Below are 14,491 nucleotides of genomic sequence, written 5' to 3'. Positions count from 1 at the left end.
GCGAGCTCAACAATAAAAACCGCGCGGTCGTGCTTTCCGTTCCATGTTCCAGGCGTATAACCCCGCTACCCCGCTAATTACTAACGACCCGCAAGGGCACAGGGAGAAATCATGAAAAGCATCATCGTCTTTTGCCATCTGCGCTGGGACTTCGTCTACCAGCGGCCGCAACAACTCCTGTCGCGCCTGGCACAACATTACAAGATCACCTTTGTCGAGGAGCCAGTGTTCCATGAGGGCGACAGCTTCCTGCACAGCTCCTCTCCCGCGCCCAACGTCACCGTCTACCGCCCGCACACGCCGGTGCACGCGCCCGGTTTCCACGACGACCAGATCCCGCTGCTGCAACCGCTGCTGGCCGACCTGATTCGTGGCGACGACGCGCCCATCGTCTGGTTCTACACGCCGATGGCGCTGCCGCTGCTGCCGCCGCTGCACGCCGGCCTGGTGGTCTACGATTGCATGGATGAGCTGTCCGCCTTCAAGAACCCGCCCAAGCAGCTGCTGCAGCGCGAAACGGCGCTGCTCAAGATCGCCGACCTGGTCTTCACGGGCGGCCCCAGCCTGTACGAGGCCAAGCGCGGCCGCCACGACAACGCCCACTGCTTCCCCAGCAGCGTCGACGCGGCGCACTTCCACCAGGCGCTCGACCGCGGCAACGCCCATCCGCTGCACGCGGGCATTCCGGGTCCACGCCTGGGCTACTACGGCGTCATCGACGAGCGCTTCGACGCCCCGCTGCTGGCCGCGCTGGCCGACGCCCATCCGGAGTGGCAATTGGTGATGGTCGGTCCGGTCGTCAAGATCGATCCGGCCTCGCTGCCGCAGCGCCCCAACATCCACTATTTCGGCCAGCAGTCGTACGACGCGCTGCCGCAATTTTTGGCCGGCTGGGACGTGTGCCTGCTGCCGTTCGCGCTCAACGAGTCGACCCGCTACATCAGCCCGACCAAGGTGCTCGAATACATGGCGGCCGAACTGCCGTCCGTCAGCACCGCCATCAAGGACGTGGAAGATCCGTATAGCGACATCGTCTGGGTGGCCCACAGCCACGAGGAATTCATCGGCGCCTGCGAGGCCGCGCTGGCGATGACGCCGGTGTTGCGCGCGGCGCTGAACGAGAAGATGCGCGCCGTGGTCGACAACACCTCGTGGGAAGCGACCGCCGACGCCATGCGCGCGCTGCTGGCCGGCACCCCGCCCTCGGGCAAAGGCGCCAAGCTGAGCCAGCAGGACGGCACGCGCGTCGCCGCCGCCGACGCGCCCGCCAACAGCGCCGTCGTCAATCCGATGCGCCAGGCCTCCGCCGCCCAGCGCACCGGCTGCCTGATCGTCGGCGCCGGACCGACCGGCCTGTCGGCCGCCTACCACCTCGGCGCCGACACCGTGCTGCTGGAGCGCAACGCCACCGTCGGCGGCTGGTGCCGCTCGATCCAGGACCAGGGCTTCACCTTCGACTACGCCGGCCACATCATGTTCTCCAACGATCCGTACGTGCTCAAACTGTACGACATCCTGCTCGGCGACAACCAGCACTGGCAGATGCGTGAAGCCTGGGTCTACAGCAAGCAGGTGTTCACGCGCTATCCGTTCCAGGGCGCGCTGTACGGCCTGCCGCCGGCCGTCATCAAGGAATGCATCGTCGGCGCCATCGAATCGCGCTACGGCCTGGCCGACAAAGCCGAAAGCTGCGCCACCGCCGGCAACGAGGTCGACGATTGCTGCGCCGACGGCACCGCCGACGTCGCCAACAGCAGCGCCAGCGCGATGTCGACCGCCGCCAAGGGCGAGGACTTCGAACACTTCATCTACCGCGTTTGGGGCGCCGGCATCGCGCGCCACTTCGCCATCCCGTACAACAAGAAATTGTGGACGGTGCCGCTGAAGGACATGGAAACCTCGTGGCTGGGCGGACGGGTACCGCTGCCGGACCTGGACCAGATCATCGAAGGCGCGCTGGAACCGGTCGCCAAGCCGATGGGGCCGAACGCCCGCTTCGGCTACCCCAAGCGCGGCGGCTTCCAGGCGCTGGTGTCGGGCTTCCTGCCGCACATCCGCGGCAAGATCGAGCTCAACGCGGACGCCGTATGCATCCTGCCGGACGAGCACACGGTGGTGCTGGCCGACGGCCGCCGCCTGCAGTACGAGCAGTTGATCAGTACCATGCCGCTGCCGGAACTGGTGCGGCTGATCGGCAACGCGGCGCCGCCGGAGGTCAGGCGTGCGGCCGAGGGCTTGAAACACATCTCGATCCGCTGCGTGAACATCGGCATCGCGCGCACCGGCGTCACCGACAAGCACTGGATCTACTACCCGGAGGACAGCATCTTCCACCGCATCTTCGTGCAGGGCAACGCCAGCCCGGAATGCAACGCGCCGGGCGGGTTCGGCTTCACCTGCGAGATCTCGTATTCGCCGTGGAAGCCGTTGCCGCTCGATGGCGAAGCGCTGATCGAACGCTGCATCCAGGACTGCATCAAGGTCGGCATGATGCGCGAGGATGACCGGGTGATCACCGCCAACCAGGTCGACATGCCGTACGCGTACGTGGTGTACGACCACGCGCGGGCGGACAATGTGGCGACGGTGCGCGCGTGGATGGAGCAGCACGATATCGTGCTGGCGGGACGCTACAGCGAGTGGGAGTACTACAACTCGGACCACGCCTTCCTGGCCGGCAAAAAGGCGGCGGAGCGGGTGGAAGCGAACCGTGGCGACAGCGCCAAGACGGCCGAGTCGTAAGCGGGGAAACCCGGGGGCGGATTACGCCGCGTGATCCGCCCGGCACCAAAACTGTCCGAAACCAGCGATGTAAGCTCTGTCTTACACAAACGCAGGGGCAACGCCCCTTGGGCGCGCGCCCCGCGACGGGGATAATCCACCGACAATATAGACGAGCTTGATGCCGTCTCACTTTTTCGGAAGAACACCATGTCCCTACTCGCTCAAACATTGCCAGACAGTATCGCCAGCGCCCGCGACAACAGCGCCGCACCAGTCCCAAGCGCCGTCTACCGCGCCCTGTCGCCCGGCGTTCCTGTCGGCAACGACCGCGCGCTGGCCCGTACCTTCCTGGAGCAACAGCTGCAACAGGCTCGCCTGTTGAGCTCCGATTTGCCCGACAACACGGCCGGCATGGAAACCTGGATCACCGAGCGCTCCGAAGCGATCGGCGCCGAATACAACGCCTACCTCAAGCAACGCCGCGACGGCGCCCCGCGCCGTTACTTCACCACCAAGGCCCACGCGCTGTTCTTCCTCAAGCACGTCGCCCCGACCAAGCTGGTCGATGGCGCCTGGCTGTACGGCGTGCTGGAGCGCTGGGACGATCCCGACTTCCGCCCGCTGATCCAAACCTACCTCGAAGAGCTGGGTGACGGCGTGCCGGATAAAAACCACGTCGTGTTGTATAAAAAGCTGTTGGCCACCCACGGCTGCGACCAGTGGCAGGATGTCGAGGAAACCCACTTCGTCCAGGGCGCGATCCAGCTCGCGCTGGCCTACGACGCCGAACATTTCCTGCCGGAGATCATCGGCTACAACCTCGGCTACGAGCAACTGCCGCTGCACCTGCTGATCACCGCCTACGAGCTGAACGAACTGGGCATCGATCCCTATTACTTCACCCTGCACATCACCGTCGACAACGGCGGCACCGGCCACGCCTTCAAGGCGGTCCAGGCGCTGCAACAACTGCTGCCGCGCTGCGGCGATGCCAACGCCTTCCTGCGCCGCGTACAGGACGGCTACCGCCTCAACGATCTGGGCGCCAGCACCAACTCGGTCATATCGGAATTCGATCTGGAGGCGGAACTGGTGCACATCATGGCGACCAAAAGCGTGGTCGGCAAGAACATGCACTCCGACTACTGCCGGGTCGGCGGACGTGGCATCAACGACTGGCTGTCCGATCCGCAACAGATTCCCGCGATGCTGGGCGAGCTGGAAAAGGCCGGCTGGATCCAACGCGGCCAACCGGCCGACAACAGCCGCTTCTGGCGCCTGATCCAGAGCGAACGGGCCGAGATGTTCGGCGTCTTCAGCGCCTACGAGCAACAGATCCTGAGCGACTGGATCGCCACGGTGCCCGGCGAGGCGACCGCGCCGGCCGCCCGCACGCCCAGCTTCCGTGCCCGCCAGCGCGCGCTCGATACGCTGGGCCTGCATCACAGCCCGCGTAGCGGCGCCGTGCGCGGCATCATCCGCCACCATGCGGCCCACGCCGATGGCAGCGCCAACGACGGCGAGGATATCGGCGAACTGCGCCAACTGGAACTGCAGGTCGCGTCGATGGGCAACAAGCAGGCGGCGATGCGGCTGCTGCAATCGCTGATGACGCCGGCGCGCCACCATAGCGCCGTCGGCCTGATGGCGACCCGCCTGTTCCGCCAGCTGATCGACTGATCCGCCGGGCGCCGCCGGCCGGCAGCGCGGGGCGCGCGCTTGTCGCGCCGGCGCCGCGTGGCAAGGCGCACACCGAACAATCCGATAGCGAGACCTCCATGCCACACACACCGCACGCGCCCGGCGCCCTGATGATCATCGGCGGCGGCGAAGACCGCACCGACAACAAGGAGATCCTGGCGCGCTTCATCGCGCTGGCCGGCGGTCCCGAGCGCCAGCTGGTGGTGCTGACCGCCGCCAGCAAGATTCCCGAGGTGGTCTGGGAAACCTACCGCGTCGCGCTGCACGACCTGGGCGCGCGCAACGTGCGCCACGTGCCCATCGGCGAGCGCGTCGACGCCGACGACGCCGCCAAGGCCGACATCGTCGCCGGCGCCAGCGGCATCTTCATGACCGGCGGCGATCAAAAACGGCTGGTGGCCCACATCGGCGGCACCGCCGTCGAGCAAGCCATGCGCGACGCCCACGCGCTGCGCGGCGCCTGCATCGCCGGCACCAGCGCCGGCGCGTCGGCCATGTGCACCCACATGCTGGCCGAGGGCAAGGCCGAGCTGGCGCCGGAAAAAGGCGCGGTGCGCCTCGGCGCCGGCCTCGGCTTCGTACATCGGGTGGTGGTCGACCAGCACTTCTCGCAGCGCCGGCGCCTCCACCGGCTGCTCAGCGTGGTCGCGCAAACGCCGTTCCTGCTCGGCGCCGGCATCGACGAGGACACCGCGCTGATCGTCCACGGCCGCGCCGGCTTTGAAGTCATGGGCGAAGGCACCGTCACGGTGCTCGACTGCCGCAGCGCCAAGACCAACATCGCCGACCTGCGCGCCGGCGCCGTGCCGACGCTGGTGGGCGTGGGCCTGCATCTGCTGCCCTCGGGCGCCGCCTTCGCGGCGCCGCCGGACCCCGCCGCGCGCGCCGGCGCCCCCCTCCCCGCCATCGGACAATTGCCCGAAGGCGCCGCGCCCGCGCCGCGCGCGCTGGCCGACTTCCTCGCCTTCCTCACCGACCGGAACGACGAATCATGAACATCCTCGAGCAACGCGTGCTGCGCGGCCCCAACCTGTATTCGACGCAGCCCTGCATCCTCACCGTGCTTGACTTGCAGGAATTGCGCGAGCTGCGCAGCAGCGGGATCGCCGGCTTCAACCAGCGCCTGCTCGACATCCTGCCGTCGCTGCAAGAAGACCGCGGCCCGGCCGGGCAGTACGGCGGCTTCGCGCGGGCGCTGCGCGAGGGCACCAACCTGGCCCACGTGGTCGAACACGTCGCGCTGGCGCTGCAATGCCTGGCCGGCACCCCGGTCGGCGCCGGCCGCACCCGCGAGGCCGGCCACGACGGCGGGCGCTACCGCGTCGTGTGCGAGTACGCGCTCGAGCAGCTCGGCGTCGACGCGATCGAGCTGGCCATCGCGCTGGTGCGCGCGCTGGCCGGGGCGGACCGCGAACAGCCGGACGGCGCGGCGGCGGCGCTGCTGGCGCCGGGCGGTGCGCTGGAGGACGGCCTGGCCGCGCTGCGCGAGACGGCGCGGCGCCAAGCCATCGGCACCAGCACCGGCGCCATCCTCAAGGCGGCCGCCAGGCGCGGCATCCCGTTCACCCGGCTTACGCCGGAGGCCAACCTGTTCGTGCTGGGCTGGGGCGCGCGGCAAAAGCGCCTGCAGGCCAGCATCACCGGCGACACCGGGCACATCGCCGTCGGCATCGCCGCCGACAAGGCGCTGACCAAGGCGCTGCTGCGCGAGGCCGGCGTGCCGGTGCCCGAAGGCACGACGGTGCGCTCGCTGGAACAGGCGCAGCGCGCGGCGCTGGCGCTCGGCGGCCAGGTGACCGTCAAGCCGCTCGACGGCAACCACGGGCGCGGCGTCACCACCCGCTGCGGCGCGCCCGACGAGGTGGCGCTGGCGTTCGAGCGCGCGCGCGAGCACGGCCGCACCATCATCGTCGAACGGTATATCCGCGGCGACGACTACCGGGTGCTGGTCGCCGGCGGGCGCGTGGTGGCGGCGGCGCTGCGCCGTCCGGCCGGGGTCGCCGGCGACGGCGTGTCGACCGTGCGCGAACTGATCGACCGGGAAAACGCCAACCCGGCGCGCGGCGCCGGCCACAGCAACATCCTGACCCGCATCGCGCTCGACGGCCACGCCGAAACCACCTTGGCCGAGCAAGGCTTGACGCTCGACAGCGTGGCGGCCGCCGGACGCCGCGTGCTCTTGCGCGGCAACGCCAACCTGTCGAGCGGAGGCACGGCCGAGGACGTGACAGACCGGGTGCCGCCGTCCACCTTGGCCATGTGCGTGCGGGCCGTGCGCAAGATCGGCCTGGACGTCGCCGGCATCGACCTGGTGTGCGAGGACATCGGCGTGCCGCTCGACGGCCGGAATGGCGCGGTGATCGAGATCAACGCCGCGCCCGGCCTGCGCATGCACGAATACCCGAGCGCGGGCACGCCGCGCGACGCCGGCGCGGCCATCGTCGACGCGATGTTCGGCGCCGGCGACGGCCGCATCCCGGTCATCGCGGTCGGCGGCGCCAGCGGCACGACCGCCACCACGTTAATGATCGGACGGGCGTTGCGCCAGGCCGGCATCGGCACCGGCTGCGCCACCAGCGAGGGCGTGTCGATCAACGGCGAAGCCATCGCCCCGGGCGACCGCGGCGGCTACCGCGCGGCGCGCTCGGTGCTGGCCGCGCCGGAGGTCGAGTTCGCGGTGCTGGAAACGGCGCGCGGCGACATCCTCCGGCACGGCCTCGCGTTCGACCGCTGCGACGTCGCGCTGCTGCTCAACATCGGCGACCACCATCCGGCCGAGGACGGGGTCGGGGCCGGCATGCTCGACGAGCTGGCGCCGGAGGAGGCGGCGATGGGGGTGATGGCGGTGGTGGCCTGGACGGCCGCGCGCGCGCTGGTGCTCGACGCCGGGGACCAGCGTTGCGTGGCGGTCGGCGCCGGCGTCGACCCGGCGGTCGAACTGGTCTACTTCAGCGGCGAGGCGCGCCACCCGGTGCTGGCCGCGCACCTGGCGCGCGGCGGCCGCGCGGCCTGGCTCGAGCACGGCGCGCTGATGCTGGCCGACGGCAAGGCGCGCCATCGGCTGCTGGAGGCCGACGCCATCCCGGGCGCCCCGGACCGCCGCCACATCGCCCACGCGCCGGCGGCGGCCGCCGCGCTGATGGCCGCCGGCCTGGATCCGGCCATGATCGCCGCCGGGCTGCGCTCGTTCGTCCCGGACGCGCGCCGCGATCCGCCGCGCGCCGGCGTGCGCCAGGCCGGCGCCGCAATGCCGGCCTGACACCGCCGGCTCATCCCGCCGGGGTCAAGTCTGTCATTGCGACACGGGCTGGTCCGCACCGCCGGCCTTGTCGCCATGGACGGTCTGCACAATCTTGATCAGGTCGCTAAGCCGGTACGGTTTGGGAATCAGGTCGAAGCTGTCCAGTTCGGGACTCTGGTCCTGCAAACTGGACCTGGTATAGCCCGACGCCAGTATCACTTTCACGTTTGGAAACTCGCGGCGCGCGATCGTCGCCAGTTCGATCCCGCCGATGCCGGGCATGACCACGTCGGTGAACAGGATGGCGATGTCGCCGCTGGCGCGCAGCGTGGCGAGCGCCTCGACGCCGTTGTTGGCCGACAGCACGTCGTAACCGAGATGGCTGAACAGCGCCACCGCTGTCTCCAGCACGTCCGGCTGGTCGTCGACCAGCAGCACCTTTTCCGCTTTGCTATGCCCGTTATTGGCAAGCTCGCCATCGGCATCGACGATAGCCGGGAAGTACAGCGCCACCGTGGTGCCCTCGCCCATCACCGACGTGATCGCCAGGTCGCCCTGGCATTGCTGCGCCAGCCCGTAGACCTGGCTCAACCCCAGCCCCGTGCCCTTGCCGACGGCCTTGGTCGTAAAGAACGGCTCGACGGCGCGCGCCACGGTCTCCGGCGCCATGCCGGTGCCGGAATCGGTGACGGCCACCCTGACATAGCCGCCGGCCGCCAATTGTCCGACGTCGCCGGCGGCCAGGCGCACCGTGTCGACGTCGATCGTGACATCGCCATGGTCGTGCATGGCGTCGCGCGCGTTGACGACCAGATTGAGCAACGCCGCCTCGAACTGGGTCGGGTCGATCAGCACGCTGGGCAGGTCCGGCGCGATGCGCAGCCGCAGCCGCACCCGGCTGGGCACGGCGCGGTGCAGCACCGCGTCGAACGAGCGGATCACGCGGCCGACGTCGTGCGCTTCGCGCCGCAGCGGCTGCTGGCGCGCGAACGCCAGCAACTGCTGGGTCAACGCCGCGCCGCGCTGCGCGGCCCGCTCCATCGCGTCCATCGCGCGGCGCTGCGCGGTGCGGTCGGCCACCGTGCGCAGGATGTCGAGGCCGTTCATGACGACGTTGAGCAAATTGTTGAAATCGTGCGCGATGCCGCCGGTGAGCTTGCCGATCGCCTCCAGTTTCTGCGATTGCAGCAGTGATTCGCGCGTGCGCTCGAGCTGCTCGGCGGCCAGCCGGCGCTCGGTGATGTCGCGCGTCACCTTGGCGAAGCCGAGCAGCTTGCCGTCGGCGTCGCGGATCGGATCGATCACCACGTTGGCCCAGAAGCGGGTGCCGTCCTTGCGCACGCGCCATCCCTCGCGCTCGAACCTGCCCTCCCCCAGCGCCGTGCTCAGCGCCACCGCCGGCGCGCTGGCGGCCTGGTCCTCCGGTGTGTAGAACATCGCGAAGCTGCGGCCGACCACCTCGTGCGCCTCGTAGCCCTTGATGCGCCGCGCGCCCTCGTTCCAGTTGGTCACCACGCCGTCCGGCGACAACATGTAGATCGCGTAATCGGTCACGCCCTGCACCAGCAGCCGGAAGCGTTCCTCGCTGGCATGCAGTTCGTCCTGCGCGGCGCGCCGGGCGGTGACGTCGCGCGTGATCTTGGTAAAGCCGAGCAACACGCCGGCGGCGTCCCAGATCGGATCGAGCACCACGCTGGCCACGAAGCGCGTGCCGTCCTTGCGCACGCGCCAGCCCTCGTCCTCGAACTTGCCGGTGGTCCTGGCCTGTTCGAGCGCCAGCGCCGGCCGGCCGCGCGCCTGCTCCTCGGCCGTGTAGAAGACGGAAAAATGGCGGCCGACGATCTCGTCCTCGCGATAGCCCTTGAACCGCTGGGCGCCGGCGTTCCAGGTGATGACCACGCCTTCGGGCGACAGCGTGTAGATCGCGTAATCGGTGACGCTGACAATGAAATGGCGAAAGCGCTCGGCTTCGCGGGCCTGGGCGGTCGACGGATTTTCTTGCTGCATGAGGCTTCCTCGTGACACGAAACGGTCGTGTACTCTCACCCGAATTCTAAAGGAGCCATCGGGAAACGCCGTGGCGCGGGCGGTCAATCGTCCGTCCAGGACAACAAGGCACTTATCAGCACGAATCTACCCCATTCGTCGCCCGCGCGGGGCGCCATGCGACTTCGATGTTGTTATTTAACACAATTACCCATATGACACCTTGCACCAGTATAATTTTCAGATGTGATCTAAAAGGAAACAAAATGCTTGGCAAAGTGAGAGGCGCGCGCTCGATGCCGACGCGCGCGGCCACCCTTGCGCTGACGCTGGCGTTGGCATCGTCGGCCGCCGCGCACGGCCGGTGGGCCGATGGCGAAGGCGCCGAAGCGGCCGCGGCCGGCGAAACGTCCGGCCAGGCGAGCGCCGCCATTCACGACGAGCCCGACACCGCCTCGACCACCAGCGTGAAGGCCGGCTTCCTGTATAAATTCCTCGGCTATGTCGATTTCCCCGGCGGCCCGCTCGACCCCGGCGCGCCGTACATGGTGGGCGTGGCCGGCGCCGAGGACATCGCCGCCGAACTGACGCGGCTGACCGCCGGACGGCTGGTCAACAACCACGCCGTGGTGGTGCGCAAGATGCACGACGCCGAGCCGCCCGGCGGCCTGCACCTGCTGTTCATCGGCGCGGCCGAAGGCGCCGACGAGGCGGCGCTGGTCAAGGCCGCGCAGCCGGCCGGCGTGCTGACGGTGACCGAATCGGCCACCGGCATCGAGTCGGGCAGCGTCATCAATTTCCGCCTGGTCGACGAGCGCGTGCGCTTCGAGGTCTCGCTGGCGGCGGCCGACAAGGGCCGGCTCAAGCTGAGCTCGCGGCTGTTGTCGGTGGCGTACGCGGTGCAGAAAGGCGGCGGCTGATGGCGTGGCCGGGTGCGACCCTGGCCACCGTGCGCGCCAGGCTGATCGCGATGGCCCTGGCCACCACCGCCGCCGCCCTGCTGCTGTGCACCTGCGCGATGCTGTTTTACGACCTGAGCACGTTCCAGCGCTCCTGGATCGACGACATGCGCACCCAGGCCGAGCTGCTCGCGCTGTCGAGCGCGCCGGCGATCAACTTCAACGACGCCCCGGCGGCGCGCAAGAACCTCGACATGCTGCGGATGCGGCCGGAGATCCTGGCCGGCGCCATCTACAACAGCGGCGGCGCGATGTTCGCCTCCTACACCCAGAGCGCGCTGCGGACGCCAGTGTTCCTCGACAGGCCTGGACCGCTGGGCCACCAGATCGTCAACGGCAGCCTGACCTTGTACCACCCGATCGTCGAGCACGGCGAGCGCATCGGCACCGTGTACCTGGAGGCGCGCTACCGCATCGGCGAGCGGATCGCCTCGTACGGCTCGATCCTGGCCGCCGTCATGCTGTGCAGCCTGCTGCTGGCGGCGCTGGTGGCCTCGCGCCTGCAGCGCAGCATCACCGCGCCGCTCGAAGGGGTGACGTCGGCGGCACGCGCCGTCATCCAGCGGCGCGACTTCAGCCTGCGCGTGCCGGGCTCGGCGCCGGGCGAGATCGGCACCCTGGTCGACGCCTTCAACGCCATGCTGGCCGAGGTCGAGAAAAGCGCCAGCGGCCTGCTCGCCACCAACGCCACCTTGGAGCGCGAGATGGCGGTGCGCCAGGAGGCCGAGCGCGCGCTGCGGATCGCCGACCGCCGCAAGGACGAATTCCTCGCCACGCTGGCGCACGAGCTGCGCAACCCGCTGGCGCCGATCCGTACCGGGCTCGACATCATGCGCATCAACCCGTCCGACCTCGGCGCCAGCGGACGCGCGCGCGACATCATGGAGCGCCAGCTGCGCCAGATGGTGCGGCTGGTCGACGACCTGCTGGACGTGTCGCGCATCAACACCGGCAAGCTCACCATCAAGCGCGACCTGGTCGACCTGCGGCAAGTGATCCACGACGCCTTCGAGATCGTGCGCCCGCTGGTCGAGCAGCAGGGCCATGTGCTGACGGCGGCGCCGCTGGCGCAGCCGCTGCCGATCGAAGGCGACGCCACGCGGCTGACGCAGATCCTGTCGAACCTGCTCAACAACGCCGCCAAGTACACCGCGCGCGGCGGGCGCATCGCGGTCGATGTCGAACTCGAACAGCAGCGGGTGCGCGTCCACGTGCGCGACAACGGCATCGGCATCGCGCCGGAGATGCGCGAGGCCGTGTTCCAGATGTTCGTCCAGGCCGACGCCTCGCTCGAGCGCACCACGGCCGGCCTGGGCGTGGGCCTGTCGCTGGCGCGGCGCCTCGCCGAGCTGCACGGCGGCGAGCTGAGCCTGCACAGCATCGGCCTGGGCTACGGCAGCGAATTCGTGCTGACCCTGCCGTTGCCCAGGCACGGCGGGGGGCCGCCGGCTGCGCCCGACCACGCGGCCGACGCCGGCGCCACGGCCGGGCCGGCGGCCTCTGCCGGTCGCGGCCGGCGCATCCTGCTGGCCGACGACAACATCGACTTCGTCAACAGCATGGGCGCGTTGCTGGAATCGCGCGGCCATGTGGTCTCGGTGGCCTACGACGGCCAGGGCGCGCTCGACAACGCCGCCGCGTTCATGCCGGAATTCGCCTTCCTCGACATCGGCCTGCCTTCCCTCAACGGCTACGACCTGGCGCGCGCGCTGCGCGCCCTGCCCGCGCTGCGGCACACGGCGCTGGTGGCGGTGACCGGCTGGGGCCAGCAAAAGGACCGCGACCTGGCGAAGGCAGCCGGCTTCGACGCGCACCTCGTCAAGCCGGTCAGCTTCGATCAAATCGAAGCAATGCTCACCGCCAAAACCCCGGGGGTCAGTGCCGACATTCGGACAAACTGAAATAAAACGGAACCTTTCAGCGTGCAAAAAGTTCCCGAATGTCCGAATGTCGGCACTGACCCCGGGGTTGCGGGCTGGTTATTCCTGCTCGGGGTCGCCGGGGTGGTCCTTGCCTTCCTTGATCTTGACGCCGCGCCGGGCGAGGCCCTCGCGCAGCAGGAATTCGATTTCCGCGTTCACGCTGCGCAAATCGCGCGCGGCCAGGCGTTGCAGCTCCTCCCACAACGCGGGATCGATACGCAGCGGATAGGCTTTCTTGCCGGGACTTGCCATGCTCGTTGACCGCTAGTTGTAGAGGGTGCCGGTATTGATGATCGGCTGGGTTTCCTTGTCGGAGCACAGTACCACCAATAAATTGCTGACCATCGCCGCCTTGCGCTCGTCGTCCAGCTCGACGATGCCGCGCTCCGACAAGCCCTTCAATGCGGATTCGACCATGCTTACCGCGCCGTGCACGATCTTGGAGCGGGCGCTGATGATCGCCTCGGCCTGCTGGCGGCGCAGCATCACCTGCGCAATCTCGGGGGCGTAGGCCAGATGGGTGAGCTTGGCGTCGACCACCTGCACGCCGGCCTCCTCGAACCGCGCTTGCAGCTCGCATTTGAGGGCGTCGACGACCACGTCCATGCCGCCGCGCAGCGTGGTTTCTCCTTGGGACAAATCCTCGGCCTCGTCGTAAGCGTACTGGGAAGCGAGATGGCGCAGCGCCGCCTCGGCCTGGATCGCGACATAGCGCTCGAAATCGTCCACTTCGAACACGGCCTGGGCGGTGTCGCGCACGCGCCAAACGACGGCCGCGCTGATTTCCACCGGATTGCCGCGCTTGTCGTTGACCTTGAGCGTGGGGGCGTTGAAATTGCGCGCACGCAGCGACAGGCGCCGCTTGACGTACAACGGAAACGCCCAGCGCAAGCCCTCGCTGCGGTCGGTGCCGATGTATTTGCCGAACAGGGTCAGGATGGCGCTCTCGTTGGGCTGCAACATGAACAGGCCCAGCAAGAAGAACAACCCGGCCAGCAACAGCCCGATCGCGCCGACCAGGACGGGCAAACCGCCATGGTCGCCGATCGCCGTCTTGAACAGGAAGGCGCCACCCGCCAGTAAAACAATGCCGGCACACGCGGCCAGGTAGCCATTGGTCGACGAGAACGCCGTTTCGCGCCGGGTATTTGCACCATTCATGCTTTTTAGCTCCTCAGGTAGATGACATCAAAGTGATATCACTTTAGGAGGAGCTTAGATTATTGTCAAGTAATTTTGATAAGAATGGGACCTGCCGAGAAAAGCCGGCGCACGGCCTGATCGCAACGCGGGTGTAAAAAAGCTCCGGCAACGATGCCGGAGCTTTTTGTGAACCGCTTCAGCCAGACAATTTATTTGCGGTCGTTTTTATGGCTTTGACGCCCGGCTTCGGCGTGCTGCTCCGGCGTGCCGCCGCGCGTGCCGCCCGATGCGCCGGAGCCGCCCTTGCCGCCTTCATTCCCGCCACCGGCGCGCGAGCCCGATCCCGCATCGCTTTGCTGGTTGCCGTCATTCTTGTGGCTCATGCTGCCGGCGCGGCGCGCCTCTTCCGACGTGAACTCGTGCGCCGTGCCGGCGGCGTGCGCGGCGCGGCCGCCTTCGGCCGCGATCTCGCGTTGCTGATCGGGGTCCATCGACGCGAAACCGCGCGCGCCGGCGCCCTGGTCCGACTGCTTGTTACCCGTGCTGCCGCCCTGGTTGCCCTGGTTGCCCTTGTTGCCGCCACTACCTTGGTTCGAGCTAGCCATGATTATCTCCTGATAAATGGTTGAAAAAACGAAGGGTATCGGTCTGCCGTTTTGCAAAAACAAACTCGAGAAAGGTCATGTTAAGCGTGACTGGCAAGGGCACCTATCGGCGCGGGCGACATCGTCAAGTAGGAATTGGCTGGCTTGTTTTGACCGGCGGTCCGCGATTTCCTGTGACCTGAATTACTCGACAATTTCATGCGCCACGAG

At 68.4% G+C, this 14,491-nt stretch carries 10 protein-coding genes; 6 read left to right on the top strand and 4 right to left on the bottom strand.

Going from position 1 to position 14,491, the window contains the following annotated elements; translation table 11 throughout:
* The first annotated feature begins 111 nt into the window (after nt 1–111).
* From BMX85_RS18020 to cphA, 4 genes are all read left to right on the top strand, one after another.
* A complete protein-coding gene (locus tag BMX85_RS18020; RefSeq protein WP_090321199.1) occupies nt 112–2,742 on the top strand; it encodes an NAD(P)-binding protein in 2,631 nt (876 codons plus the stop codon).
* A 189-nt stretch (nt 2,743–2,931) separates the two neighbouring features.
* Nucleotides 2,932–4,404, top strand: coding sequence for an iron-containing redox enzyme family protein (locus BMX85_RS18015; protein WP_090321196.1), 1,473 nt, complete (start codon nt 2,932–2,934; stop codon nt 4,402–4,404).
* Between the two features lie 98 nt (nt 4,405–4,502).
* Nucleotides 4,503–5,420 carry a cyanophycinase gene (locus BMX85_RS18010; RefSeq protein WP_229210545.1) on the top strand — a complete coding sequence of 306 codons (918 nt, stop codon included), beginning with the start codon at nt 4,503–4,505 and terminating at the stop codon, nt 5,418–5,420.
* On the top strand, nt 5,417–7,684 hold the full coding sequence (gene cphA / locus BMX85_RS18005) for a cyanophycin synthetase family protein (protein ID WP_090321190.1): 2,268 nt from the start codon (nt 5,417–5,419) through the stop codon (nt 7,682–7,684). Before BMX85_RS18010 ends, cphA begins: the two co-directional genes overlap by 4 nt.
* A gap of 33 nt (nt 7,685–7,717) precedes the next feature.
* Here cphA and BMX85_RS18000 read toward each other — a convergent pair whose 3' ends face one another.
* On the bottom strand, nt 7,718–9,673 hold the full coding sequence (locus BMX85_RS18000) for a hybrid sensor histidine kinase/response regulator (RefSeq protein WP_090321187.1): 1,956 nt from the start codon (nt 9,671–9,673) through the stop codon (nt 7,718–7,720).
* A gap of 245 nt (nt 9,674–9,918) precedes the next feature.
* Between BMX85_RS18000 and BMX85_RS17995 the strand changes: the two genes are divergently transcribed.
* A complete protein-coding gene (locus BMX85_RS17995) occupies nt 9,919–10,572 on the top strand; it encodes a TOL_0243 family YfiR-like periplasmic protein (protein WP_177196803.1) in 654 nt (217 codons plus the stop codon).
* Nucleotides 10,572–12,512 carry a sensor histidine kinase, YfiR-like protein-associated gene (locus BMX85_RS17990; RefSeq protein ID WP_090321180.1) on the top strand — a complete coding sequence of 647 codons (1,941 nt, stop codon included), beginning with the start codon at nt 10,572–10,574 and terminating at the stop codon, nt 12,510–12,512. Before BMX85_RS17995 ends, BMX85_RS17990 begins: the two co-directional genes overlap by 1 nt.
* 78 nt (nt 12,513–12,590) lie before the next feature.
* Here BMX85_RS17990 and BMX85_RS17985 read toward each other — a convergent pair whose 3' ends face one another.
* From BMX85_RS17985 to BMX85_RS17975, 3 genes are all read right to left on the bottom strand, one after another.
* A complete protein-coding gene (locus tag BMX85_RS17985) occupies nt 12,591–12,785 on the bottom strand; it encodes a type II toxin-antitoxin system antitoxin (protein WP_090321177.1) in 195 nt (64 codons plus the stop codon).
* A gap of 12 nt (nt 12,786–12,797) precedes the next feature.
* Entirely contained in the window at nt 12,798–13,694 is an 897-nt protein-coding gene (locus tag BMX85_RS17980) for an SPFH domain-containing protein (protein ID WP_090321174.1), read from the bottom strand.
* Nucleotides 13,695–13,885: 191 nt separating this feature from the next.
* On the bottom strand, nt 13,886–14,281 hold the full coding sequence (locus BMX85_RS17975; protein ID WP_090321171.1) for a KGG domain-containing protein: 396 nt from the start codon (nt 14,279–14,281) through the stop codon (nt 13,886–13,888).
* Nucleotides 14,282–14,491 lie beyond the last annotated feature (210 nt).

The sequence above is a fragment of the Duganella sp. CF517 genome (assembly GCF_900110275.1).
Lineage (GTDB): Bacteria > Pseudomonadota > Gammaproteobacteria > Burkholderiales > Burkholderiaceae_D > Rugamonas.
Note: the sequence above shows the minus strand (reverse complement) of the source record. Positions and strands in the feature narration are given on the sequence as shown.

What these genes read in the sequence shown, in the direction of transcription:
- BMX85_RS18015 (WP_090321196.1), top strand. Translation starts at nt 2,932, where the DNA reads ATGTCCCTACTCGCTCAAACATTGCCAGACAGTATCGCCAGCGCCCGC.
- BMX85_RS17995 (WP_177196803.1), top strand. Translation starts at nt 9,919, where the DNA reads ATGCTTGGCAAAGTGAGAGGCGCGCGCTCGATGCCGACGCGCGCGGCC.
- BMX85_RS17980 (WP_090321174.1), bottom strand. Translation starts at nt 13,694, where the DNA reads ATGAATGGTGCAAATACCCGGCGCGAAACGGCGTTCTCGTCGACCAAT.
- BMX85_RS18020 (WP_090321199.1), top strand. Translation starts at nt 112, where the DNA reads ATGAAAAGCATCATCGTCTTTTGCCATCTGCGCTGGGACTTCGTCTAC.
- BMX85_RS17985 (WP_090321177.1), bottom strand. Translation starts at nt 12,785, where the DNA reads ATGGCAAGTCCCGGCAAGAAAGCCTATCCGCTGCGTATCGATCCCGCG.
- BMX85_RS18010 (WP_229210545.1), top strand. Translation starts at nt 4,503, where the DNA reads ATGCCACACACACCGCACGCGCCCGGCGCCCTGATGATCATCGGCGGC.
- cphA (WP_090321190.1), top strand. Translation starts at nt 5,417, where the DNA reads ATGAACATCCTCGAGCAACGCGTGCTGCGCGGCCCCAACCTGTATTCG.
- BMX85_RS17975 (WP_090321171.1), bottom strand. Translation starts at nt 14,281, where the DNA reads ATGGCTAGCTCGAACCAAGGTAGTGGCGGCAACAAGGGCAACCAGGGC.
- BMX85_RS18000 (WP_090321187.1), bottom strand. Translation starts at nt 9,673, where the DNA reads ATGCAGCAAGAAAATCCGTCGACCGCCCAGGCCCGCGAAGCCGAGCGC.
- BMX85_RS17990 (WP_090321180.1), top strand. Translation starts at nt 10,572, where the DNA reads ATGGCGTGGCCGGGTGCGACCCTGGCCACCGTGCGCGCCAGGCTGATC.